Source organism: Massilia niabensis (assembly GCF_042655085.1).
Lineage (GTDB): Bacteria > Pseudomonadota > Gammaproteobacteria > Burkholderiales > Burkholderiaceae_D > Telluria > Telluria niabensis.
Map to the genome: position 1 here is coordinate 47409 of NZ_JBHSMU010000014.1, position 22430 is coordinate 69838.

18 protein-coding genes are annotated in these 22430 nt (G+C 65.2%); 5 read left to right on the forward strand and 13 right to left on the reverse strand.

Annotated features, from left to right (window positions below; all coding sequences use genetic code 11):
* The first annotated feature begins 139 nt into the window (after window positions 1–139).
* On the forward strand, window positions 140–478 hold the full coding sequence (locus tag ACFPN5_RS13385; protein WP_379784015.1) for a hypothetical protein: 339 nt from the start codon (window positions 140–142) through the stop codon (window positions 476–478).
* A 13-nt stretch (window positions 479–491) separates the two neighbouring features.
* Here the strand turns inward: ACFPN5_RS13385 and ACFPN5_RS13390 are convergent, their stop codons facing one another.
* From ACFPN5_RS13390 to ACFPN5_RS13435, 10 genes are all read right to left on the reverse strand, one after another.
* The gene (locus tag ACFPN5_RS13390) at window positions 492–2741 is read right to left on the reverse strand and encodes a xanthine dehydrogenase family protein molybdopterin-binding subunit (protein ID WP_379784017.1); all 2250 of its coding nucleotides are present in this window, start codon (window positions 2739–2741) and stop codon (window positions 492–494) included.
* On the reverse strand, window positions 2738–3217 hold the full coding sequence (locus tag ACFPN5_RS13395) for a (2Fe-2S)-binding protein (protein WP_379784019.1): 480 nt from the start codon (window positions 3215–3217) through the stop codon (window positions 2738–2740). The genes ACFPN5_RS13390 and ACFPN5_RS13395 overlap by 4 nt, the downstream gene beginning before the upstream one ends.
* 183 nt (window positions 3218–3400) lie before the next feature.
* On the reverse strand, window positions 3401–4753 hold the full coding sequence (locus ACFPN5_RS13400) for an erythromycin esterase family protein (protein WP_379784021.1): 1353 nt from the start codon (window positions 4751–4753) through the stop codon (window positions 3401–3403).
* A 4-nt stretch (window positions 4754–4757) separates the two neighbouring features.
* Window positions 4758–5954 carry an SRPBCC family protein gene (locus tag ACFPN5_RS13405; RefSeq protein ID WP_379784023.1) on the reverse strand — a complete coding sequence of 399 codons (1197 nt, stop codon included), beginning with the start codon at window positions 5952–5954 and terminating at the stop codon, window positions 4758–4760.
* Between the two features lie 23 nt (window positions 5955–5977).
* Window positions 5978–6667, reverse strand: a complete 690-nt coding sequence (locus ACFPN5_RS13410; RefSeq protein ID WP_379784025.1) for a phosphoribosyltransferase — start codon at window positions 6665–6667, stop codon at window positions 5978–5980.
* A 161-nt stretch (window positions 6668–6828) separates the two neighbouring features.
* Window positions 6829–7302: an Hsp20/alpha crystallin family protein gene (locus ACFPN5_RS13415; protein ID WP_379784027.1), complete on the reverse strand. Its 474-nt coding sequence runs from the start codon at window positions 7300–7302 to the stop codon at window positions 6829–6831.
* A gap of 212 nt (window positions 7303–7514) precedes the next feature.
* Complete coding sequence (gene fghA / locus ACFPN5_RS13420) at window positions 7515–8378, reverse strand: S-formylglutathione hydrolase (RefSeq protein WP_379784029.1); 864 nt, start codon at window positions 8376–8378, stop codon at window positions 7515–7517.
* A gap of 82 nt (window positions 8379–8460) precedes the next feature.
* Window positions 8461–9042, reverse strand: a complete 582-nt coding sequence (locus ACFPN5_RS13425) for a chromate transporter (RefSeq protein ID WP_379784031.1) — start codon at window positions 9040–9042, stop codon at window positions 8461–8463.
* 7 nt (window positions 9043–9049) lie between these two features.
* Window positions 9050–9640 (reverse strand): chromate transporter, encoded by a 591-nt coding sequence (locus ACFPN5_RS13430; RefSeq protein WP_379784033.1) that lies wholly within the window; start codon window positions 9638–9640, stop codon window positions 9050–9052.
* Window positions 9641–9676: 36 nt separating this feature from the next.
* Complete coding sequence (locus ACFPN5_RS13435; RefSeq protein WP_379784035.1) at window positions 9677–9853, reverse strand: hypothetical protein; 177 nt, start codon at window positions 9851–9853, stop codon at window positions 9677–9679.
* Between the two features lie 225 nt (window positions 9854–10078).
* Between ACFPN5_RS13435 and ACFPN5_RS13440 the strand changes: the two genes are divergently transcribed.
* Together ACFPN5_RS13440 and ACFPN5_RS13445 are read left to right on the forward strand one after the other, a co-directional pair.
* Window positions 10079–10306, forward strand: coding sequence for a hypothetical protein (locus ACFPN5_RS13440; protein ID WP_379784037.1), 228 nt, complete (start codon window positions 10079–10081; stop codon window positions 10304–10306).
* A 440-nt stretch (window positions 10307–10746) separates the two neighbouring features.
* Window positions 10747–12867 carry an ATP-dependent helicase gene (locus tag ACFPN5_RS13445; protein ID WP_379784039.1) on the forward strand — a complete coding sequence of 707 codons (2121 nt, stop codon included), beginning with the start codon at window positions 10747–10749 and terminating at the stop codon, window positions 12865–12867.
* A 395-nt stretch (window positions 12868–13262) separates the two neighbouring features.
* On the opposite strand, the gene ACFPN5_RS13450 is transcribed toward ACFPN5_RS13445, so the two are convergent.
* Window positions 13263–13895: a phosphohydrolase gene (locus tag ACFPN5_RS13450; RefSeq protein ID WP_379784041.1), complete on the reverse strand. Its 633-nt coding sequence runs from the start codon at window positions 13893–13895 to the stop codon at window positions 13263–13265.
* A gap of 203 nt (window positions 13896–14098) precedes the next feature.
* On the opposite strand from ACFPN5_RS13450, the gene glpD reads away from it, so the two are divergent.
* Both glpD and ACFPN5_RS13460 read left to right on the forward strand, forming a co-directional pair.
* Window positions 14099–15652 (forward strand): glycerol-3-phosphate dehydrogenase, encoded by a 1554-nt coding sequence (glpD, locus tag ACFPN5_RS13455; protein WP_379784437.1) that lies wholly within the window; start codon window positions 14099–14101, stop codon window positions 15650–15652.
* Window positions 15653–15710: 58 nt separating this feature from the next.
* Entirely contained in the window at window positions 15711–16337 is a 627-nt protein-coding gene (locus ACFPN5_RS13460; protein WP_379784043.1) for a glutathione S-transferase family protein, read from the forward strand.
* A gap of 52 nt (window positions 16338–16389) precedes the next feature.
* Here ACFPN5_RS13460 and ACFPN5_RS13465 read toward each other — a convergent pair whose 3' ends face one another.
* Window positions 16390–17241: a CheR family methyltransferase gene (locus tag ACFPN5_RS13465; RefSeq protein WP_379784045.1), complete on the reverse strand. Its 852-nt coding sequence runs from the start codon at window positions 17239–17241 to the stop codon at window positions 16390–16392.
* The gene (locus ACFPN5_RS13470) at window positions 17229–22142 is read right to left on the reverse strand and encodes a HAMP domain-containing protein (RefSeq protein WP_379784047.1); all 4914 of its coding nucleotides are present in this window, start codon (window positions 22140–22142) and stop codon (window positions 17229–17231) included. Before ACFPN5_RS13470 ends, ACFPN5_RS13465 begins: the two co-directional genes overlap by 13 nt.
* Window positions 22143–22430: the final 288 nt, after the last annotated feature.

The following is a 22430-nucleotide window of genomic DNA, read 5'->3' on the forward strand; positions in this document are numbered from 1 at the left end:
CGCGAACCGAACCAAGCGAGCTGTTCCGTTTCCTGCGTGTCGAAACGCCCACAAGGCGGGCGCGTCGGATTGGCGCGAGCGAGCGCCATGCGGGGAGGGTTTCTGGTACGGTGGTTGCAACTGCAACAATGGAGCGAACATGAATAATCAGATCGTGCGTATGCTGCCCAGCTTCGAGGCGGCCGAGCAGGCGCGCAAGGGCTTGCTGGCAGAAGGTTTCGATGGCAACGGCATCGATATCAAGGTGACCACCGACGAAGCAGGTCCCGCCGAGAGCAATTTCTATGTGGGCGACTCGCCTGCAGTCAAAGGCGGGACCGATTACGAGGACGTCTTCAAGCCCGCCGAACGCGGCGACCTGTGCATGATGGTCGTGACGGTAGCCAACGCATCCCAGCTGGAACGCGCGGCCGCCATCCTCGATCACAACGGCGCCTTCGACGCCGATCCCGCGCACAATCCGCCGGGCCGGGCATAAGGGTTCGCGCCAGTTAACTCCAGCTCAGGTCGGTCTTGCTGAGAGGTAGCTCGCGCACGCGCTTTCCGGTCGCCGCAAAGATCGCGTTGCAGACGGCCGGCGCCAGTGGCGGCAGTACCGGTTCGCCCAGGCCCGTCACCGGGTAATCGGTCTTCAGGAAATGCATCTCGATCTTCGTCGGCGTGTCCGGCATGCGCAGCAGCTTGTAGTCGTGGAAGTTGCTCTGCACGATGCGGCCCTTGTCGATGTCCAGTTCCGGGTACATCAATGTCGACAGGCCGTCGATCACCGAGCCCTGCACCTGATTCTCCGCGCCGCTGAGGTTGACGATCTGGGCGCCAATGTCGGTTACCACGACCACGCGGTCCACCTTCAGCTCGCCAGTTTTCGAGACCGTCACCTCGGCCACTTCGGCCACGTAGCCGCGGTGGCTGAAGTGGAAGGCCACGCCGGCTCCTTGCCCGCGCGCGAACTTGCGCTTGCCCCAGCCGGATTTTTCCGCCACTTCCCGTAAGACGTTGCGCATGCGCGCCACGTTATACGACTGGCCGCGCTCGCCGGTACCGGGCACGATGTCCTTGTCGCCCAGCAGTTCGAGGCGGAAGGCGACCGGATCGCGTCCGCCCGCATGGGCCAGCTCGTCGATAAAGCTGTGGAATACCCAGGAAAAGACATTGCTGCCGGGCGCGCGCCACGGTCCCATCGGGATCCGGCATTCGAGCGCGGTTTGCTCGAGCAGGCAGTTGGCGAGCCAGCGGCCCGGGAACTCGTCGCCCGACAGGCTGCCGCCGCTACCCGGCTGCAGGATGCTTTTGCCCTCGCGCTCGATGCGGTTGGCAAAGGTGACGAAGTGGTTATGCCAGCCGACCAGCTTGCCATTCGCGTCGACACCGCCGCGCAGGTGGTGGAACCCGCCAGGGCGGAAATGGTCGTGCTGCAAGTCGTCTTCGCGGGTCCAGGTCAGTTTTACGGGCGTGCCGACCTTTTGTGCGATCGCCGTCGCTTCGACGATGAAGTCGGAACTCAGGCGCCGGCCGAAGCCGCCGCCGCTGCGGATGATGTGCAGCGTGATCTTTTCTTTCGGAATACCGAAGGTCGTCGTCACCAGCGCCTGGCCGGAGCCCGGGTTCTGGGTCGGCGCCCACAATTCCAGGGTGCCGTCGGCCGGCTTGAACCAGGCCGTGCAGTTCTGCGGTTCCATGCTGGCGTGCGAAATGAACGGGTAGGTGTAGCTCGCCTCGACCGTTTTCGCCGCACCGGCAAAGGCTGCGGCCACGTCGCCATCCTTGCGCAGGACCGTCGTGCCCGGCTTGCCGGCGGCAGCCTTGGCCTGGGCGGCAAAATCCGACCAGCTGTGATTCGCGCCCGGGCCTTCATCCCACTTCACTTCAAGCTGGCGCCGTGCCTTGAACGCGGCCCAGGTCGAGGTGGCGACGATCGCCACGCCCGGACGCAGGCCGTTCAGGTTGGCGTTGCCTTCGACGATGAACGCATCCTTGACGCCGGGCAGCGCCTTGATCGCGTCCAGGTTGGCGCTGACGGGTTTGCCACCCAGTACCGGGCACTTCACGTAGACGGCATACAGCATGCCGGGCAATTGCACGTCGATGCCGAACAGCGGCTTGCCGCTGACGATGGCCGCGTTGTCGACGCCGCCGATGCGCGTGCCGAGCAGGGTAAAGGTGGCCGGGTCTTTCAGCGTGACCGTTGCCGCGTCGGGCACCGGCAGGCTGAGCGCGGCCGGCACCAGGGCGCCGTAGCCGAGCTTGCGTTTCGTCGGGCCGTGGTGGATGGCGCCATGCGCGGCGCTGCATTCGGAGGCCGGTACTTTCCAGATCTGGGCCGCGGCTTGCACCAGCATGGTGCGCGCAGTCGCGCCGAGGCGGTGGAACTCGTTGTAATTGTTCGGGGTCGAGGTCGAGCCGCCCGCGCCCTGGCTGCCATAGGCGGGGTTCAGGTCGCCCTGGACGATGCGCACGTCGCGCCAGTCGATCTCGAGTTCCTCGGCGATGATCATCGGCAGCGAGGTCTTGATGCCCTGGCCGATTTCCGGCTGCTTGGAGATGAGGGTGACGATGCCGTCACGGCCGATGCGGATGAAGACGCTGGGCGTGAAGGGCGCGTTCGCCGGCGTGCCGGCGCTCGTGGCGGCTGCAGTGGCCGCATTGGCGAACACTGCCGCTGGAGCGAGGCCGATGAAGAGGGCGCCGGCCGTGCTGGTGCCGAGGAAGCGGCGGCGCGCAGGAGACAGTGGGACACTCATTTCTTGCCCTTTCCATTGCTGGCGATCTCGGCGGCGCGGTGGATGCCGGCGCGGATGCGGGTATACGTGGCGCAGCGGCACAGGTTGCCGGCCATCGCCTCGTCGATCTGAGCGTCGGTCGGACGCGGGTGCTGCTTGAGCAGGGCGCAGGCGCTCATGATCTGACCCGACTGGCAGTAACCGCACTGCGGGACGTCCAGCTCCTGCCAGGCTTGCTGGAGCGGATGCTGGTGCTCCCTGTGCAGGCCCTCGATGGTCGTGATTTTCTGGTTGCCGAGGCTCGAAACCGGCATCAGGCAGGATCGGGTTGGCGCACCGTCGATGTGCACGGTACAGGCGCCACACTGGCCCGCGCCGCAGCCATACTTGGCGCCGACCAGGCCGAGCCCATCGCGCAGGGCCCACAGCAGCGGGGTGTCCGCCTCGACGTCGACCGTTTGGCGCTTGCCGTTGATGTTCAGCGTGTATTTACTCATGTCTCTTCCTTGCCTGATGACAAACCTTGAGCATCCTACCAAAATGCTGCACGGAAGCGGTGGCTGGAAGAAAGTTTATTGTTGGGGAATTGTTGCAGGGGAGGGGCAGTGCTGGAGGGCAGGAACGACAACGCCGGCATGAAGCCGGCGTCGATTTGGCAGGGGCCACTTGCAACGGCGCCGCTAAATCCCTTCCGGATAAGTCTCCGGCGGTTCTCCCGAATGCCAGCCGCTGGTGGCGTCGAGCGGGGTCAGCGCTTCGGTCTGGTCGATGTGGATGACCGCGTCGAATTGCTGCGCCATCTGGGCGTCGAAGTAATGGCTTTGGCGTTCGGTGCGCGGCAGGTAGAGCACGCCGATCGCGCGTTCCAGGCGCCGCTCGAGCAGCAGGCGACGTACCGGGCTCTCTTCGCGCAGGTTCAGGTAGAAACGTTCCCGTCCCGCCGCATGCAGCAGTTCTTCGTAGCTGCCGGCGATGCCGGGCCGCACCCGCTTGCGCTCGGCCGGGCCATCCCACTCGGAGGCGGCCGTGACGTGCCCCTGGTAAGTCGAGAAGCCGATCAGGCAGGTTTCGCCGGGGTAGGCCTTGCGGGCAAGCTCACCGACATTCCATTCGCCCAGGTTCCCCATGTAGGTCGCGCGGGCGTCGCCGATGTGCGAATTGTGTTCCCAGACGACGATCTTGGCCGGCGTGCCGTCTTTCGACAGGTGGCGGGTGAGCGCGTCGAGCGTTTCGGCCATGTGGCTGTCACGCAGGTTCCAGGACGATACCCGGCCACGGAACATGGTGCGGTAGTACTCCTCGGCGTTCTTCACCAGGCGCGCGTTCTGCTGCGCGTAGAAGAAGGCGTCTTCGGAGAAGTTTTCAGATGCGGCGCCGTCGGCCTGCATATAGTCCAGGGCGCGCTGCTGCAATTCCTGCAGTTGGGCCAGCACGCCCTGCTGGCAGGATTCGGACAGGCCGACGCCGGTGGCGTAGCCGTAATGCTGGCTGTCTTCGTCGTAATGGTCGAAGCAGGCGTAGCGCTGCCGGGCTTCCTGCGCCGCTGCCGGGTCGACCCGCTCGAGGTAGTTCAGCACCTCGCGCACGGAGGTGAACAGGCTGTACAGATCGAGACCGTAGAAACCGACCTTCGGCCCGGCCTGCACGCCCGCGTTATGGCCGCGCAGCCAGTCGACGAAGTTGGCGACATCGGTATTGCGCCACATCCAGGCCGGGAAGCGCTCGAAGCCCGACAGGGCCTCGTTCGCCGTCCGGTCCTGCCCCTCGCCGCGCACATAGCGGTTGACGCGGTAGGCGTCCGGCCAATCGGCCTCGACCGCCACGGCCGTGAAGCCCTTCTCGCGGATCAGGCGCTGGGTGATGCGCGCCCGTTCCTCGTAGAACTCGTGGGAGCCGTGGGTCGCTTCGCCGAGCAGCACGAAGCGGGCGTCGCCCACGAGCTCGAGCAGGGCGTCGTAGTCGCCCGGCCCGCCGTCAAGCGGGTGGGCGGCTGCCGCCAGGACGGCTGCGCTGATCTCGATCGCAGCGGTCATGAGGTCAGTGCAGGAAGCGGCTGCCGGACTTTTCGCGGCGGGCTGCGTCGTGCGGAATGACGCCACGCTCGATGAAGTGCTTCATGCGCGCCAGGTCGTCGTCCATCTGGCGTTTCGGGTCCGAGCCGAGCAGGGCCGCGATCCCATGGCCGAGCTTGCCGGCAGGCGGCGTGTACGACAGCCGCACCGTGGCGAGGGTGCCGCCGCGGTAGGGCTCGAAGCGGACCGAGCCGGAGTTCTGGATCTCGGCGTCGGGTTCGCTGCGCCACGCCAGGCGGCGACCCTTCACCTGTTCGGTCAGCATGGAGTCGAATTCGAACTGGGTACCGGCGGGACCCTGGACCACCCAGTGCGAACGACGGCGGCCCAGGTCGCGCACTTCGACCACGTGCGACATAAAGCGCGGGAAGTTTTCGTAGTTGTTCCACAGGTCGTACACCTCGTCGGGCGAGGCATCGATGCGGATCGATTTTTCTACGATGATGGGGTCGCCGCTGCTGTAGCCGCTGCCGCTGCCGAGGCCCAACAGGCTGGAGAGCCCGCCGCCGCCGCTGCGCGTGGCGAGCGCCAGGCCGGCCAGGCCGAGGGCAGCAGCAATCGGCGAACGGCGCATCAGGCCGAACAGGCTGAGCAGGCCGCCGCCGACCACGGCCGGGTTGCGCAGCAGTGCGGAGATGTCGTCGCGGTCTTCCAGGTGCAGCGCGCCCATGGCCTTGCCGGCGGCCTGGCTGGCCATGCGGCTGAAGCGGGAGGCGGCGGCATCGGCGCGGGCCGTTGCCTCATCGGCGGCGCGCGAGGCGCTGCGCGATGCGCTGTCGTAGGTGTTCTCCAGCGCGCGGCTGGTACTGCCGTTCGGCTTGGCCGATTCATAGGCGCGGCTGGCGCGCGAGCTCGTTTCGTCGAGCATCTTGCTGGCGCCGGTGGTCGCGTCGTCGATCAGGTCGCTTGCAGCGCTGCCGGCGTCACGCGCCGCCGTGCCGATGCGCTCGCCAATGCCATGCAAGGCATTGCCCAACACACTGCCGGTACGCGAGCCAGCGGTGCGGAGCGCCGCGGTCGAGTTCGAACGGCGGGCGCTGCCGCGGTCCGGATCGAGCATGTACATCAGCAGCGCGCCGGCGGCTGCGCCGCCCAGCATTTTGGCCAGGTCGCCTGGTTGCAGGTCGAGGCTGCTGTCGGTAGGGGTGATGTGTTGTCGCATGTTCTTTCCTCTCTGATTACTGGTTAGGTGTGGAACCGGCGATCGGCCTGGCTGCGCCAGGCCATCGCCAGCAAGTCCTGCACTTCCTCGTCGCTCGTTTGATCGAACGAGTCATACCACTGGCTGACCGCCCGAAAGCGCAGCGGTGCCACCAGGCAGACGAGCTCGTCTACCAGCGGCGCCAGCGACGCCAGCGTCTCCGGCGGGGCCACCGGCACCGCCACAATGACGCGCGCCGCACCGCGGCCGCGCGCCACTCTGGCGGCCGCCAGCATGGTCGAGCCGGTGGCGATGCCGTCGTCTACCAACACCACGTCCCGGCCAGCCAATGCCGGCTCCGGGCGCTCCTTCCGGTACAGGCGTTCGCGCCGCCCGATCTCGGCCAGTTCGCGCGCGGCGATCGCCTCGACCTGCGCCTGCGTAACGCCCATCAAGCCGGGCACGCCCGGCTGCAATACCTGCACGCCGCCGCTGCCGACGGCGCCGATGGCGTACTCGGGCTGGCCCGGCATGCCGAGCTTGCGCACCAGCAGGATGTCAAGCTCCAGGCCGAGCGCCATCGCCACTGCGAAGGCAACCGGCACGCCACCGCGCGGCAAGCCCAGCACGATCGTATCGGGCCTGTGCACTGCGTTTCCTCCCTTCGCGCCAAGCGCCATGGCAAGCAGCTTGCCGGCTTGCGCGCGGTTCTTGAAGCGTGCCAGTTCAGCCATCTCGATCGGTCCCGATCAGCCCGGCACATCAGCCCGGTACTACAGTGGCCGGGCGGCCCAGCCCTGAAACACGGCAGGCCGCCGGTCCACCACAAGCGCTGCGCAACAGGTGCCGTATGACGCACGCCGCAGCACCCGCCGCAGCATCGGCCGCTACGCCCTTACTGGATCTGCAGCCGCTTCGCCTCGCTGCCCTGTTTCTTCGGCAGCGTCAGGTGGAGGACACCGTTTTCCAGCTTGGCCTGCGCGGTTGCGTCGTCCACTTCGGACGGCAAGGTAAAGCTGCGCATGAACTTCCGTGCTGAGCGTTCAGAATAAACCACGTTTTCACCCTCGCGTCGCTCGTTTGCCTTGCGGCATTCTCCTTCGATCGTGATGCGGTCATGATCGATGGCGACTTTCAGGTCCTCCTTCTCCACGCCCGGCATTTCAGCCTGGATTTCATAAGCGCCTTCGTTCTCGGTCAGGTCGAGCCGGGGGATGCTGGCGTTGGCGTCGAACCAGCGGCTGCCGCCCTGGGCCAGTGGTGCGAAGAAGTCCTCGAACATGGTTTCGACAAGACGGCCGAACTGATCCTCGGCCACGCTCGGCCGATAGGTCGACAGTGGCGTGCTGCCTCGTCTGATGAGATTCATGGTATGTCTCCTTTCCTCGCAATGAAGATTGCGGCATGGCGCCGCACCTGATTTATAGGGCAGCGCAGGCCGGAATTCAAGGCAGGCTGAAAGGAGAGGGAAGCCCCCGGTGCGGGGGCTTTGCGCGAGGGCAGAAACTATGCAACCGACCGGAACCGACAGGTCTTGTCGTGGTCGCGCAGGACGGTGAAAAAGGGCCGGACCGGGGCGCGTCAGCCGGGCTGGCGAAGCTGGCCGGCGTGGAAGCGCAGGTGGTCTTCCATGAAAGTCGAGATGAAGTAATAGCCGTGGTCGTAACCCGCATGGCGGCGCAGCGTGAGTGGCTGGCCCGCCGCCTGGCAGGCGGCCTCGAATGCCTCGGGGTTGAGTTGCTCGGCCAGGAATTTGTCCGCCAGGCCCTGGTCGACCAGGATGCCGCCGGGGAAACGCACCGGGCCGTCGGCCACCAGTTCGGTGGCGTCGTGCGCGCGCCAGGCCGCCCGGTCCGGGCCGAGGTAGCCCCCGAAGGCTTTTTCACCCCAGGGGCAGCGCGACGGCGCGGCGATCGGCGCAAAGGCCGACACGGAACGGAACAGGCCGGGATGGCGCAGCGCGATCGTCAGTGCGCCATGCCCGCCCATCGAGTGGCCGAAGATGCCGCAGGGCGCCGCATCCCCTCCGAATTCGCGCAGCACCAGTTCGCGCAATTCGAGGATGTAGCTGTACATGCGGTAGTGGCGCGCCCAGGGCTCCTGGACGGCGTCGACGTAGAAACCGGCGCCGACGCCGAAGTCCCAGCTGTCGGTCTCGCCCGGCACGCCGGCGCCGCGCGGGCTGGTGTCCGGCGCGACCAGGATGACGCCTTCCTGGGCCGCCACGCGCTGGGCGCCGGCCTTGATCATGAAGGTCTCTTCGGTGCAGGTCAGGCCGGCGAGGTAGAACACGACGGGCAGGCCATCCTGCGGCAGCGGCTGGCTAGCGAAGCCCGGCGGCAGGTACACCGAAAACCGCATCGGCAGCCCGATGGCCGCTGCGTCGTGCTGGTAGAAACGCTGGACGCCGCCGAAGCAGGTGTGTTCGCTGAGCAGTTGTAGCATACGGGTCTCCTTGGTGGTCGATACTGCAAGTATGCCATTCTGAACACGGCTTTGTCAGGCGCCGCCGCTGCTTGAGTGCTGCTTAAACGATACCGGATGCGCCTAGCAGGGCGCCCAGGCCGAGTACCCACAACAGGTGCAGCCTGGTGCGCCAGATGACCAGGCAACTGCCCAGTGCCAGCAGCCACAGCGGCCAGTCGCCGCGTTCGCCGCCGGCCGAGGTCGCCAAAATCCAGCTCGTCGCCAGCAGCAAGGCGATGACGACCGGCGCCATGCCCTGCTTGAAGGCGCGCACGGCGCGCAGTTCGCGGTTGCGGTGGCCCCATTGCGCAACCTGGTAGGTGAAGACGGTCGAGGGCAACAGGATGCCGGTCATCGTCGTGAGCACGCCGAGCCAGGCGGCGAAGGTGCTGCCCGCATTCATGCCGACCTTCCAGCCCATCAGCGCGACAAACAGCACATTCGGCCCGGGCGCCGCCTGCGCGATGGCGACCGCGTCGTTGAACTGGGCCTGGGTCAGCCAGCCCTGCTGCTCGACCAGGAAGCGGTGCATCTCGGGCACCATCGAGATGGCCCCGCCGAAGGACATCGCCGAGAGCAGCAGGTAGTGGCCGAACAGGTTGAGCCAGTCGTACCAGCCAAGGGTAATGTCGATGGTATTCATGTCTGCCTCATGCGCGCATGCGGCGCCAGGTCAGCACGAAGCCCAGGCCGCCGAGGCCGAGCAGCACATACACGAGCGGCAGGCGCACCAGCGCCACCAGCACAAAGGCCGCCAGGGCGATCGCGATGGAGACGAACAGCGGCAGCGGATGGCGCAGCAGGCTGCGGCCGAGCTTGAGCCCGGCCGCGGCGATCAGGCCGGCCGATACGGCGGCCATGCCGCGCAGGGCGCCGGCCACTTGCGGGTTGTCGGCAAAGCGGGCGTGCACGGTCGCCAGCAGCAGCACCACGACCAGCGGTATCGCGAGCATGCCGGCGAGCGCCGCCAGGGCGCCGCGCAGGCCGAAATAGCGCGCGCCGATCATCATCGACAGGTTGACGACGTTCGGCCCCGGCATGATCTGCGCCACCGCCCAGTCCTCGATGAATTCTTCCTCGCTCAGCCAGCGCTTGCGCTCGACGAGTTCGCGCTGGACGACGGCGAGCACGCCGCCAAAGCCCTGCAGGGCAAGCAGCGTGAAGGCGACGAACAGGTCGAACAGGGACGAGGGGCGCGGATGGTTGGACGTGGAGGCGGACGCCGGAGGAAAAGGACTCATCCCGCCATTATCGCGCCGGCGCGGCCTGCCTGGCAATTATCCGCCGCCGATCCCCCGCATGACGCGTCCGCTGCCGCCGCATTGCGGGCAGGATCTGCCGTCGCCGAGCTTGCCGCTGCCGGCGCAGGCCTCGCACACATCTTCACCGGCGCCGGGCGTGCCGGGTGCGGCTTCGTCGCCGGGATTCAGGTCGGGTTCGGGAGTCGTGGTCATGGGTTCCTCGCAAGGTGGCGTTGAAGGTAGTGTGAAAGATGGTATCAAGTGTGGACTTGACTACCTGGCCATTCTAGGCCGCTCGCTTGCCTGGTGGCGCACTGGTCGCGGCAACCCGTCTGTACAACTTTTTGCTGTTTTCAATAGGAACTTGACATTGACATTGCGGTCGTTTGATGAATACTCAATCGCAACGGAATTCCACCACGACAGAGCGAGGCCACAATGACCTTAACCGCAGTCGACACAGTCGATTTCTCCTTCCAGAGTGCCCCGGCGACGGGCGAGGCCCGGCGCGACGCGCGCCAGCGCATGATCGTCGATGACGCCATTGCGTTGCTCGGCAGCAGCAATATCATGTCTGCCTTCGAATACCTGCGTGCCCGCGATATCGGCATTCACGTCATCGAACGGGTGCTGCTCGAGCCGATGCAGCGCCGCTCCAGGGCATAAAGTTTCTTTGAATCCACGAAATTCGATATAAGACTGTCATTTTTGTGGCACTTGGACAAGTGCGGTTATACACAAAAATTTCGTTTTTTTATCAAAGCAGGCTATTCAGCTACCTCCGCACAAGTGCGTGCAAGTCCTTGATTTTTCGTAGTTTGGGCACTGCTAGAGGAACGGGCAGTTTGTTGAAACCCGCATCCTGACGCGTTTGCGCCGTGTCAAGCCCTACCTTTTCCACAAAGTTATTCACAGACTTTGTGGATATCTGAAAAAGCGCTTTGTTTCCCGCCACTTAGCATCGAAGCGTCGCGTGCTACGTGAAGTTGGCTCAAGCGTGGTGCATCTTTTCACTGTTCGGATTGCCTGTTGGGATTGCAAAATGTACTTGCTAGCCGATACTGGACAAATGTACAGTTGCGTTGTTTCCCCAACACCCTCCGTCCATGCCCGCCGCTTTCGCTCCTGCTTCCGCTCCCGTCCCCGCCGCCGTTCCCGTCCCGGATGATCCCTTCGCCAGCCTGAACGCCGAGCAAAGGGCGGCTGTCGAGCATGATGTCGGCGCCGCGGCGCCGCGTCCGCTGCTGGTGGTGGCAGGCGCTGGTTCGGGCAAGACGAATACGCTGGCGCACCGCGTGGCGCGGCTGATCCTGGCCGGCGCCGACCCGCAGCGCCTGCTGCTGCTGACTTTTTCGCGGCGCGCCGCCAACGAGATGACCCAGCGCGCCGGTAATGTGCTGCATCGCGTATTGCAGCCGATCGTGGGGGGGGGCGGCCAGGGGATTACCACGCTGCCGTGGGCCGGCACCTTCCACAGCATCGGCGCGCGCCTGCTGCGCGAGTTTGCGGGGCGCATTGGCCTGGACGAATCGTTCACCATCCACGACCGCGGCGATTCCGAGGACCTGATGGGCATGGTGCGCCACGAGATCGGCCTGACCGGTACCCAGAAGCGCTTTCCGCTGAAGGGCACCTGCCTGTCGATCTATTCGCGCGTGGTCAATTCGCGCGACCCGCTCGGCGTGGTCCTGCAAAGCACCTTTCCCTGGTGCTGCGAGTGGGAAGACGAGCTGAAACGCCTGTTCGGCGCCTATGTCGATGCCAAGCAGGAGCAGAACGTGCTCGACTATGACGACCTGCTCCTGTTCTGGGCCGAGATGGCGTCCGATCCGGAACTGGGGCCGGAAATTGGCGCGCTGTTCGACCATGTGCTGGTCGACGAATACCAGGACACGAACCGCCTGCAGGCAGCCATCATCACCGGCATGAAGCCCGACGGGCAGGGCGTCATGGTGGTAGGCGACGACGCCCAGTCGATCTATTCCTTCCGCGGGGCGACAGTGCGCAACATCCTCGATTTTCCCGGACAATTCTCGCAGCCGGCCGAGCTCATCACCCTGGAGCGCAATTACCGCTCGACCCAGCCGATCCTGGCGGCGTCGAATGCCCTGATTGCCGCGGCACTGGAACGCCACGCCAAGACGCTGTGGACCGACAAGGCGGCGACGGGCCTGCCGCAACTGGTGCTGATCCCGGACGAAGCCGAGCAGGCGCGCTGGGTCTGCAGGCGCATCCTCGAGCAGCGCGAAGCGGGCATCAAGCTGACGCAGCAGGCGGTGCTGTTTCGCGCCGCCAGCCACAGCGCGGCGCTGGAGCTCGAACTCATGCGCCGCAATATCCCGTTCGTGAAATTCGGCGGCCTGAAGTTCCTGGAAGCCTCGCACATCAAGGATGTGCTGGCCGTGCTGCGCTTTGCCCAGAACCCGAACGGGCGCATGGCGGGCTTTCGCGTCCTCCAGCTGATCCCTGGCATCGGCCCGGCCACGGCGACGCGCCTGCTGGATGCGGTGGCGGAGGCGCCGGAAGCGCTGGCGGCCGTCGAAGCCTTCGAGGTGCCGGCCAGGAGCCGCGGCGACTGGGACGCCTTCGTGACGCTCTACCGGCACCTGCGCACGCCCGGCCTGCGCTGGCCGGCCGACATCGAGCTGGTCAAGAACTGGTACCTGCCGCACCTCGAGCGCCTGCACGACGATGCCCAGGCGCGCGCGGCCGACGTCGAGCAGCTGGCGCAGCTGGCCGGCGGCCATGGGTCGCGCGAGACCTTCCTCGCCGAGATCACGCTCGACCCGCCCGAGGCCACCAGCGACCGCGCCGGGCCGCCGCTGCTCGACGAGGATTACCTGATCCTGTCCACCATCCATTCGTCCAAGGGCCAGGAGTGGACATCGGTGCACGTGCTGAACGTGGTCGACGGCTGCATTCCGTCGGACATGAGCACCGGCAGTGCCGAGGACATCGAGGAAGAGCGGCGCCTGCTGTACGTGGCCATGACGCGCGCGAAAGAGCACCTGCACCTGGTGGTGCCGAACCGCTTCTTCATCAAGCAGCAGGCGCAGATGGGCGACCGCCACGTGTATGCGGCGCGCACGCGTTTCGTCACGCCGGCCATGCTCAAGCATTTCGAGGAATGCGTCTGGCTCAACGCCGAGACGGCGCAGTCGAAGAAACCCATGCCGGAGAGCGTCAGGATGCTGGTGCGCGACCGGGCGAGGAATGCTTGGAAATAAAGGCTGGAAATGAGCCTTGGAAATAAGGCACGGAAAATGACCCCAAAGTAGTTTCGACAGGGGACTTATCCCCCGATGTAGGACTTTGTAGGAATTTGCTGATGCCGAGTTCGCCTGACGCAAATATGCGTGTGCAAGTCCTTGATTTATAAGGGCTTCGTTTTTGCCTTCAGAATGGGCATTTTGTTGAAACCCGCATCAATACTGCGGTTGCGGCTTGTCAAGTGGCGCTTGTCCACATAGTTATCCACATTTCTTGTGGATATCAGGTGAAAACCAATAAAATCAAAGGCTTAAGCTCTGCCGTTTGCGATTGAACAAGCTCGACAGTGGAACCGGGGTCGTATGCGTCCTGAGTGAAATTGCAACACCTGGATGCGCCCGGGTAAACGATTTCAGCCCGGGCTGGCGCCGGCCAGCTTCGTCAAGCGCTCGAGTTCGGCCAGGAAGCGCTCGCAGGCCAGCGCCGGCGCCCACGGTTCCCACGGGGTGCCGCCGTAGACGGCAACCAGCGGGTCGTCCTCGAGCACGGCGGCCTGGATCTTGAGCGTACGCCGCACTTCCTCGCGCGACCAGCCGGCCACGTGCACGGCCTCGCTGGCCGCGGCCTGGCGGTCGGCGCGCTTGTGGCGCGCATGCTCGCCGCTGGTCCAGGAGGGCAGGCCGTAGCGCAGGAACACCACGTGCTCGAGCCGTCGGCTCAGGGCGCGGAAACCGTCGCCCAGGAAGGGTTTGATGACCGAGATCGCGTCGAAGCCGAGCAGGCCTTCCTCGGCGTCGTGCAGCAGTTCGCGCAGCTCAAGCAGGGGATCGATCCGGCCCCCGAGCTCGGCGCGCTGCAGCAGCATCACGGTGATCGAATGCTGGGCCACCGACAGCGGCAGCGGCCACGCCGAATGGCCGCCCCAGCGGTAGGTGCGGGCCAGGCCGAGCGCGAGGTCGGCATCGTCCCAGTCGAACGGGGTCGGGTTCAGCAGGTCGAGCCGTTTGCCCGACGGCATGCGCACCCAGGCGCGTTGCTGGATCATCGGTCGGCGCGAAGTGTTGTCGTCATGCTGCAATTTTACACATCGGGCCGCATGGCGTTGCACCCGGAGAGCGGAACCGGGACGTCTTGATCTATGCGAACATGATTGCGGGGCGCCGCCAATACACTTGGCCGGTTGCGACTCTTCAGGAGAACGCCGTGGATGGAGCAGTGAAGCGGTTCGATGGCAGCCTGGATTGCAGGATGGATTGTGATGCGCTGATCGTCGGCGGCGGCATCAACGGCACGGCGATCGCGCGCGACGCCGCCGGCCGCGGCCTGCGCGTCGTGCTGTGCGAAAAGGACGACCTGGGCGCGCATACTTCGTCGGCGTCGAGCAAACTCATCCACGGCGGCCTGCGCTACCTCGAGCATTACGAATTCGGCCTGGTGCGCAAGGCCCTGATCGAGCGAGAAACGCTGTTGCGCTGCGCGCCGCACATCATGCGCCCGCTGCGCTTCGTGATGCCGCACGAGGAGGGCAAGGGGCCGGGCGCGCGGCCGGCCTGGCTGATCCGCGCCGGGCTTTTCCTCTACGACCGCCTGGCGCGGCGCGAATTCCTGCCCGCCTCGCACGCCATTGACCTGCGCAGCCACCCGGCCGGGGCCCCGCTGCAGCCCCGCTTCACGCGCGGCTTCATGTATTCCGATGGCTGGGTCGACGACGCCCGGCTGGTGGTGCTCAACGCGCTCGATGCGCACGAACGCGGCGCCACCATCCTCACCCATACCCGCTGCGCGCCGCCGCAGCGCGATGCCGACCGCTGGAAGGCGACGCTGGAAGGGCAGGGGCGGCGCCTGCAGGTCACGGCGCGCTGCCTCGTCAACGCGGCCGGGCCCTGGGCGGCGCGCTTCCTGCAGGGCGCCAAGGGTAGAGCGAACCCAGCGGACGCCACGCGCGCGCTGCGCCTGATCAAAGGCAGCCATATCGTGGTGCCGCGCCTGTTCGCGCATCCGCACGCCTACATCTTCCAGCACCCGGACGGGCGCATCGTGTTCGCGCTGCCGTATGAAGAGGCGTTCACGCTGATCGGCACCACCGACATCGACTACCGCGGCGACCTCGACAAGGTGGCGATCAGCGCCGAGGAAACCGCCTACCTGTGCCAGCTCGCGAACCGCTATTTCGCGCAGCGCATCACGCCCGCTGACGTCGTCTGGAGCTATTCCGGGGTGCGCCCGCTGGTCGAGGATGCCGCCGCCCATGCCTCGGCCGCCACGCGCGATTACCGGCTCGAGCTTGACGCCTCAGTGGGCAGCACAAGCGCACCGCTGCTGTCCGTATTCGGCGGCAAGATCACCACCAGCCGCAAGCTGGCCGAGCATGCGGTCGACCAGCTTGCGGCAGCGCTCGGCCACAGGGCGCCGGCATGGACCGCGAATGCCTGCCTGCCCGGCGGCGACCTGTTCGGCGCAACACCCGGCAAGCGCGGCGTGCTGGAGTCCGGTGCATGGACGGCGCGCCAGGCGGCGCGCTATCCGTGGCTGCCGCCGCAGCTCGTCGAGCGCTACGGCCGCGCCTATGGCACCCGCATCGACACCTTGCTGGCTGCTTGCGGCAGGCTGGCCGACCTCGGGCAGGAGGTCGTGCCCGGCCTGTACGAGGCCGAGCTGCGCTATCTCATGCAGCACGAATGGGCCTGCAGCGCAGCCGACATCCTGTGGCGGCGCACCAAGCTGGGCCTGCACCTGGCGCCTGCCAGCGCCGCCATCCTGGACGAGTGGATCGCCGCCCGCCAGCCGGCGCCGGTGCTGTAAACCGGGCGCGCCAGATGGGCTATTATTCTTCGGACAAACAACAACCTGAAGGAGACCCATGAAACTCTACATCAGCTCCCATGCGCCCAACCCGCGCCGGGTCAGCATGTTCATCCTCGAAAAAGGCATCACCGGCATCGACACCGTGACGATCGACATCCTCAAGGGCGAGCAGCGCACGGAAAGCTTTTTGGCCAAGAACCCGCTCGGGCGCGTGCCTGCGCTGGAATTCGACGACGGCCGCGTGCTGAGCGAAACGCGGGCGATCTGCACCTGGCTCGAAGGGCGGCACCCGGAGCCGAACCTGATGGGTATCGACTACGAGGAGCGCGCCTTCATCGAGATGACGGACCGCCGCATGGAACTGCACCTGCTGCTCGAGACCGCGCACAGCGCCCGCCACACCCACCCGGCACTGGCGCCCCTGGAGCAGCCCCAGTTCAAGGACTACGGCGCCGCCCAGGCCGACAAGATGCGCATCACGGCGCGCTGGCTCGACCAGGTGCTGGCGCGCCAGCCGTATGTCGCGGGCGAGCGCTTCACGATTGCCGACATCACGGCCTTCTGCGCGATCGAGTTCGCGCGCGGGCTGTTGAAATTCCGGCCGGGCGAGGAGGGGATGGCGCACCTGCAGGCCTGGCGCGACCGGATTGCCGAGCGGCCGAGCGCGGTCGGGTCGAAATAAGCGGCAAAAAAAAAGGGCGGCATCATCGCCGCCCTCCATCCTGCATCTCTTCTTACCCCACCCGCCGATACCACGGCAAATCCCCCAGCAAGGGCTGGTACGACGCTGCATGCGCGTCCCCGGGCGCCAGTTCGCGGTCGATCCCCAGCACGCCGAAGCGCGACAGGCTCTCGTGGAACAGACGCAGCACGCGCTGGCGCAGCATCGGGCCGAAGTCGGCCAGGGCGCGGCAGCAGATGATCGCCTGGAACTCGTTGAACGAGGCGTCGGTCACCAGGTTGTGGCCGGCCCAGGTGATGCGCGCGCGCAGGCGTGGCAGCAGGATCGCGCGGCCATCCTTCACCTCGAAATGGTCCGCCAGCCGGCCCGTCCCGCCGGCCTGCAGGTAGTTCTCCTGCAAGGCAGGAAGTTCGGCCGCATCGACAGTCGCCTCGCGCACCTCGGCCAGCAGTTCATCGTTGGCCAGGGTGGCGAAGATCTCGGTGCGGGCGAGCAGGCCTTCCTCATGCAGCAGGATCGCCAGCGTCCAGGCATCGCCGATGCCGCCGCATTCAGCCAGCCAGACTTTCGGCACGGCCGCCGGGCGCAGTGATTTTCCCAGCACTTCGCGCGCCGCCCGTGTGCCTGGCGGTTCGCCGAACAGGGCGACCGGGCTCACCGACAGGGCGCGCAGCACGCTTGAGGCCGCACCGGGCTCGTGCAGCACCCGTTCCTGCAGCGCCGACACCGTCCGCAGCTCGCGCGCCTCCATCACCGCGAGCAGCTTGCGCCGCACCAGCTGGCGGTCGTAGTCGCGGAAATCGTAGCCGTGGCGCTGAAACAGCGCTTCAAGCATCAAATCGATTTCCAGCTCCTCGACAGCCAGCGAAGCGGCGAAGGCGGCAAACGCGGTCAATGCAGCCACACTCGCATCAGCGACAGCAGCTGCGCCACATCGACCGGCTTGGTGATGTAGTCGGAAGCACCGGCGGCGATGCACTTGTCGCGGTCGCCCTTCATCGCTTTCGCGGTCAGGGTGATGATCGGCAGCGACTTGAACTTCGGAATGCGGCGGATTGCCCGCATCGTGTCGTAGCCATCCATCTCCGGCATCATGATGTCCATCAGGACGATCTCGATGGTCGGATCCTTTTCCAGCACCTCGATGCCGTCACGGCCGTTTTCGGCGAAAAGCACTTGCATCTGCTGGCGCTCCAGCAAGGACGACAGCGCGAAGATGTTACGCAGGTCATCGTCGACGATCAGCACTTTGCGTCCCGCCAGGCCGCCGTCGAGCGCATGGATCTCTTCCAGCATCTTGCGCTGCAGTTCCGGCAGCGAAGCGTGCGAGCGGTGCAGGAACAGCGCCGTCTCGTCCAGCAGGCGCTCGGGCGAACGCGCATCCTTGATGACGATGGTCTTGGCGTAGCGCTTGAGCTTCGTGACTTCCTTGCGCGACAGTTCCTGCGCGGTGTAGATCACGATCGGCAGGTCGCGCAGCGCCGGCTTGGTGCCGATTTCATCGAGCAGGTCGAAACCGGAGATGTCCGGCAGCGTCAGGTCCAGCACCATGCAGTCGAAATGCTGGGCGTCGAGCGCTTCCAGGGCGGCCTTGCCGGTTTCCACGGTGACCATGTTCAGGTCGCTGTCGCCGATCAGGTTGACGATCAGCTCACGCTGGGCCATGTCGTCCTCGACCACCAGCAGCGAACGCTTGCCGCCCACCAGGAACTTCTGGATGCGGGTGAATTCCTCTTCCAGCACGTCGCGGTCGACCGGCTTGTTGACGAACGAGATCGCACCCTGGCGCAGCGCGCGCTCGCGTTCGCGCAAGGCGGAGACCACGTGCACCGGGATGTGGCGGGTGCTCGGGTCGCGTTTCAGGCGGTCGAGCACCGTGAAGCCGTCGATGTCCGGCAAGTCGATGTCGAGCAGGATCGCCGATGGCAGGTAATCGCGCGCCAGCGACAGGGCCGAGTCACCACGGTGGGTGACGATGCCCTTGAAGTTCTTCTCGCGCGCCAGTTCCAGCACGGTCTTGGCGAAGCGGTCGTCGTCTTCGACGATCAGCACCGACGGATCGCCCGGGGCGATCAGGCTGCGGTCGTCCAGCATCGAGGCGTATTCCACCAGGCCGGCGCTGGCCGGGGCCTGCACTTCGATGGTGGCGACGCCGCTTTCCTCGACTTGCGCCGCGGTGTACACCACGGGCGCCGGGGCCGGAGCGGCCGGTGCCTGCAGGCGTGCCGGCTGCGGCTGGCGCGTCGCTTCGTAGTTGATGAAGCCGGCGCGGTTGTACGGCAGGTACAGTGTGAACGTCGAGCCGATGTTCACAGTGGACTCTACTCGGATTTCGCCGCCGAGCAGGCGGGCCAGTTCGCGCGAAATCGACAGGCCGAGGCCGGTGCCGCCATATTTGCGCGCGGTCGAGCCGTCGGCCTGCTGGAAGGCTTCGAAGATCAGCTGCAGCTTGTCGGACGGGATGCCGACGCCGGTGTCGCTGACCGAGAACGCGAGCACCGCGTCCGCATGCAGCAGGTGCGGGTGGTCGGCGGTCCAGCCGCTGGTGACCAGGCTGATGTTCAGGGCCACCTGGCCGTGGCTGGTGAATTTGAACGCGTTCGACAGCAGGTTCTTCAGGACCTGTTGCAGGCGCGTGGTATCGGTCATCACCGCGGTAGGCAGGTTTTCCGCCAGGTCGACCTGGAAGCCGAGGTGCTTGGCTTCGGCCATGTGGCGGAAGGTGCGGTCCACGTAGTTGCGCAGGTTCGCGAAGCGGTATTCCGACACGTCCAGGGTGACGGTACCGGACTCGATCTTCGACAGGTCAAGAATGTCGTTAATCAGGGTCAGCAGGTCGGAACCGGAGCCGTGGATGGTCTTCGCGAATTCCACCTGCTTGCCCGACAGGTTGCCCTCGGGGTTATCGGATAACTGCTGCGCCAGGATCAGGAGCGAGTTCAACGGTGTCCGCAGTTCGTGCGACATGTTCGCCAGGAACTCGGACTTGTACTTCGACGACAGGGCCAGCTGGGTCGCCTTTTCTTCCAGCGCCAGTTTTGCCTGCTCCACTTCGCGGTTCTTGCGTTCCACCTCGATGTTCTGCTCGGACAGGAGTCGCGCTTTCTCTGCCAATTCCTGGTTGGTCTGCTGCAGTTCCTGCGCCAGCGACTGCGACTGGGTCAGCAGCGACTCGGTACGGCTGTTCGCCTCGATCGTGTTCAGGACCACGCCGATTGACTCCATCAGCTGGTCGAGGAAGGACAGGTGGGTTTCGGTGAAGCGGTCGAGCGATGCGATCTCGATGACGGCCTTGACCTGCTGCTCGAACAGGATCGGCAGCACGACGATGTTGTTCGGCGGCGCCGAACCCAGGCCCGACGAGACGACGATGTAATCGCGCGGCACGTCGGTCAGCCAGATGCGGTTCTTCTCGACTGCGCACTGGCCCACCAGGCCTTCGCCCGGCAGGAAGGAGGTCGGCAGCTTGCGGTTCGAACGATAGCCGTAGGACGCGATCATGCGCAGGCGTGCATCGGCTTCCTGCGAGTCCATCATATAGAACACGCCGTGGTGCGCCGAGACCAGCGGAGCCAGCTCGGACAGGATCAGTTTCGTCACCGCGCCCAGGTCGCGCTGGCCCTGCAGGAGTCGCGTGAAGCGCGCCAGGTTGGTTTTCAGCCAATCCTGCTGCGCGTTTTTCTGCGTCGTCTCTTTCAGGTTACGGATCATCTCGTTGATGTTGTCCTTCAGGTAGGACACCTCGCCGCGCGCTTCGACCTGAATCGAACGCGACAAGTCACCACGGGTCACCGCGGTTGCCACCTCACCAATGGCGCGCATCTGGTTGGTCAGGTTTGCCGCCAGCTGGTTGACGTTCTCGGTCAAGTCTTTCCAGGTACCCGCCACGCCCGACACGTTCGCCTGTCCACCGAGTTTACCTTCCGTTCCCACCTCGCGGGCAACGCGCGTCACCTCGGATGCGAACGAGGACAACTGGTCGACCATGACGTTAATCGTGTCCTTCAGTTCGAGAATCTCGCCCTTCACGTCCACGGTAATTTTCTTCGACAAGTCACCACGCGCCACCGCGGTCGTCACCGCCGCAATGTTACGCACCTGGCCCGTCAGGTTCGACGCCATGAAGTTCACGTTGTCGGTCAAGTCCTTCCAGGTACCGCCCACTCCTGGAACGTAGGCCTGTCCACCGAGTTTACCTTCCGTTCCGACCTCACGCGCGACGCGGGTCACCTCGGATGCAAACGAGGACAACTGGTCGACCATGACGTTAATCGTGTTTTTCAGTTCGAGAATCTCGCCCTTGACGTCCACGGTAATTTTCTTCGACAGGTCGCCGTTTGCCACGGCGGTCGTCACGTCCGCAATGTTACGCACCTGGCCGGTCAGGTTACCCGCCATCGAGTTCACGCCGTCGGTCAAGTCTTTCCACGTACCCGCAACGCCAGGCACGTTTGCCTGGCCGCCCAGGCGGCCCTCGGTACCAACCTCTCGTGCCACACGGGTCACCTCGGATGCGAAGGAGTTCAGCTGGTCGACCATGACGTTGATCGTGTTCTTCAGCTCGAGAATCTCGCCCTTCACGTCCACCGTAATCTTCTTCGACAAGTCGCCGTTTGCCACGGCGGTGGTCACGTCCGCGATGTTACGCACCTGGCCCGTCAGGTTACCCGCCATCGAGTTCACCGAGTCGGTCAAGTCTTTCCAGGTACCGGCCACACCCTTCACCTGCGCCTGGCCGCCCAGCTTGCCCTCGGTACCCACCTCCCGCGCCACGCGGGTCACCTCCGATGCGAACGAGGACAACTGGTCCACCATGACGTTAATCGTGTTCTTCAGTTCGAGAATCTCGCCCTTGACGTCCACCGTGATTTTCTTCGACAAGTCGCCGTTCGCCACCGCGGTCGTCACCGCCGCGATGTTACGCACCTGGCCCGTCAGGTTCGACGCCATGAAGTTCACGTTGTCGGTCAAGTCCTTCCAGGTGCCGCCGACGCCCGGCACGTAGGCCTGGCCGCCCAGCTTGCCCTCGGTACCGACCTCACGCGCTACACGCGTCACCTCGGAGGCGAAGGAGCGCAGCTGGTCCACCATGACGTTAATCGTGTCTTTCAGCTGCAGGATCTCGCCGCGCACGTCGACGGTAATCTTTTTCGACAAGTCGCCGTTTGCCACGGCGGTGGTCACTTCCGCAATGTTACGCACCTGCGACGTCAGGTTACCCGCCATCGAGTTCACCGAGTCGGTCAAGTCCTTCCAGGTACCCGCGACGCCTTTCACCTGCGCCTGGCCGCCCAGCTTGCCCTCGGTACCGACCTCGCGCGCCACGCGCGTCACTTCGGAAGAGAACGAGGAGAGCTGTTCCACCATCGTGTTCGCGGTCGTTGCCGCGCGCAGGTACTGGCCCTTCAATGGGTGGCCGTCCACTTCCAGCGCCATGGTCTGCGACAGGTCGCCTTTTGCCACGGCGCCGATGACGCGCGCCATTTCGGTGGTCGGGCGCACCAGGTCGTCGATCAGGGTGTTGACCGAGCTGATGATGGTACTCCAGCCGCCGACCACGCCCGGCACGTCCGCGCGCTGGGTCAGGTGGCCCTCGCGGCCGACGACGCGCGACACTTCGGTGACGGCTTCCACCATCTTCGATTTGGTCTCGATGATGTCATTCAGGGTATCGGCGATCTTGCCCGACACGCCCGTCCAGTCGGAAGGCATGCGTACCGAAAAGTCACCCTTTTTCAGGGCCATCAGCGTTGCGAGCAGGAGCTTGACGTCCAGCTGTTCGGCCAAGTCGGTCATTGTGTTCATCGACGTGTAATCCTTGTTGTGGAAAGTAAGACGGCGTTCTTGTCGGCGCGGCGCAGATGCGGTGGCATGCAGGTGTGTGTCGCGCTGGAGAAACTGTTAAATAGCAATAAGCGGAAGTATGGACGATACTCTTGTGCGAGATCAAGTCAAGCTCTACAGCAGAATAAAACTTGCGTTTAGGGAATATTTACACGCAAGCGCGAGAGGCTAATCGAAAATCAATTTCCGCAGCGCACGATTGAAATCGTGATTTTTGGTAGGCGTTGCAAATTAACTACAAAAATACCC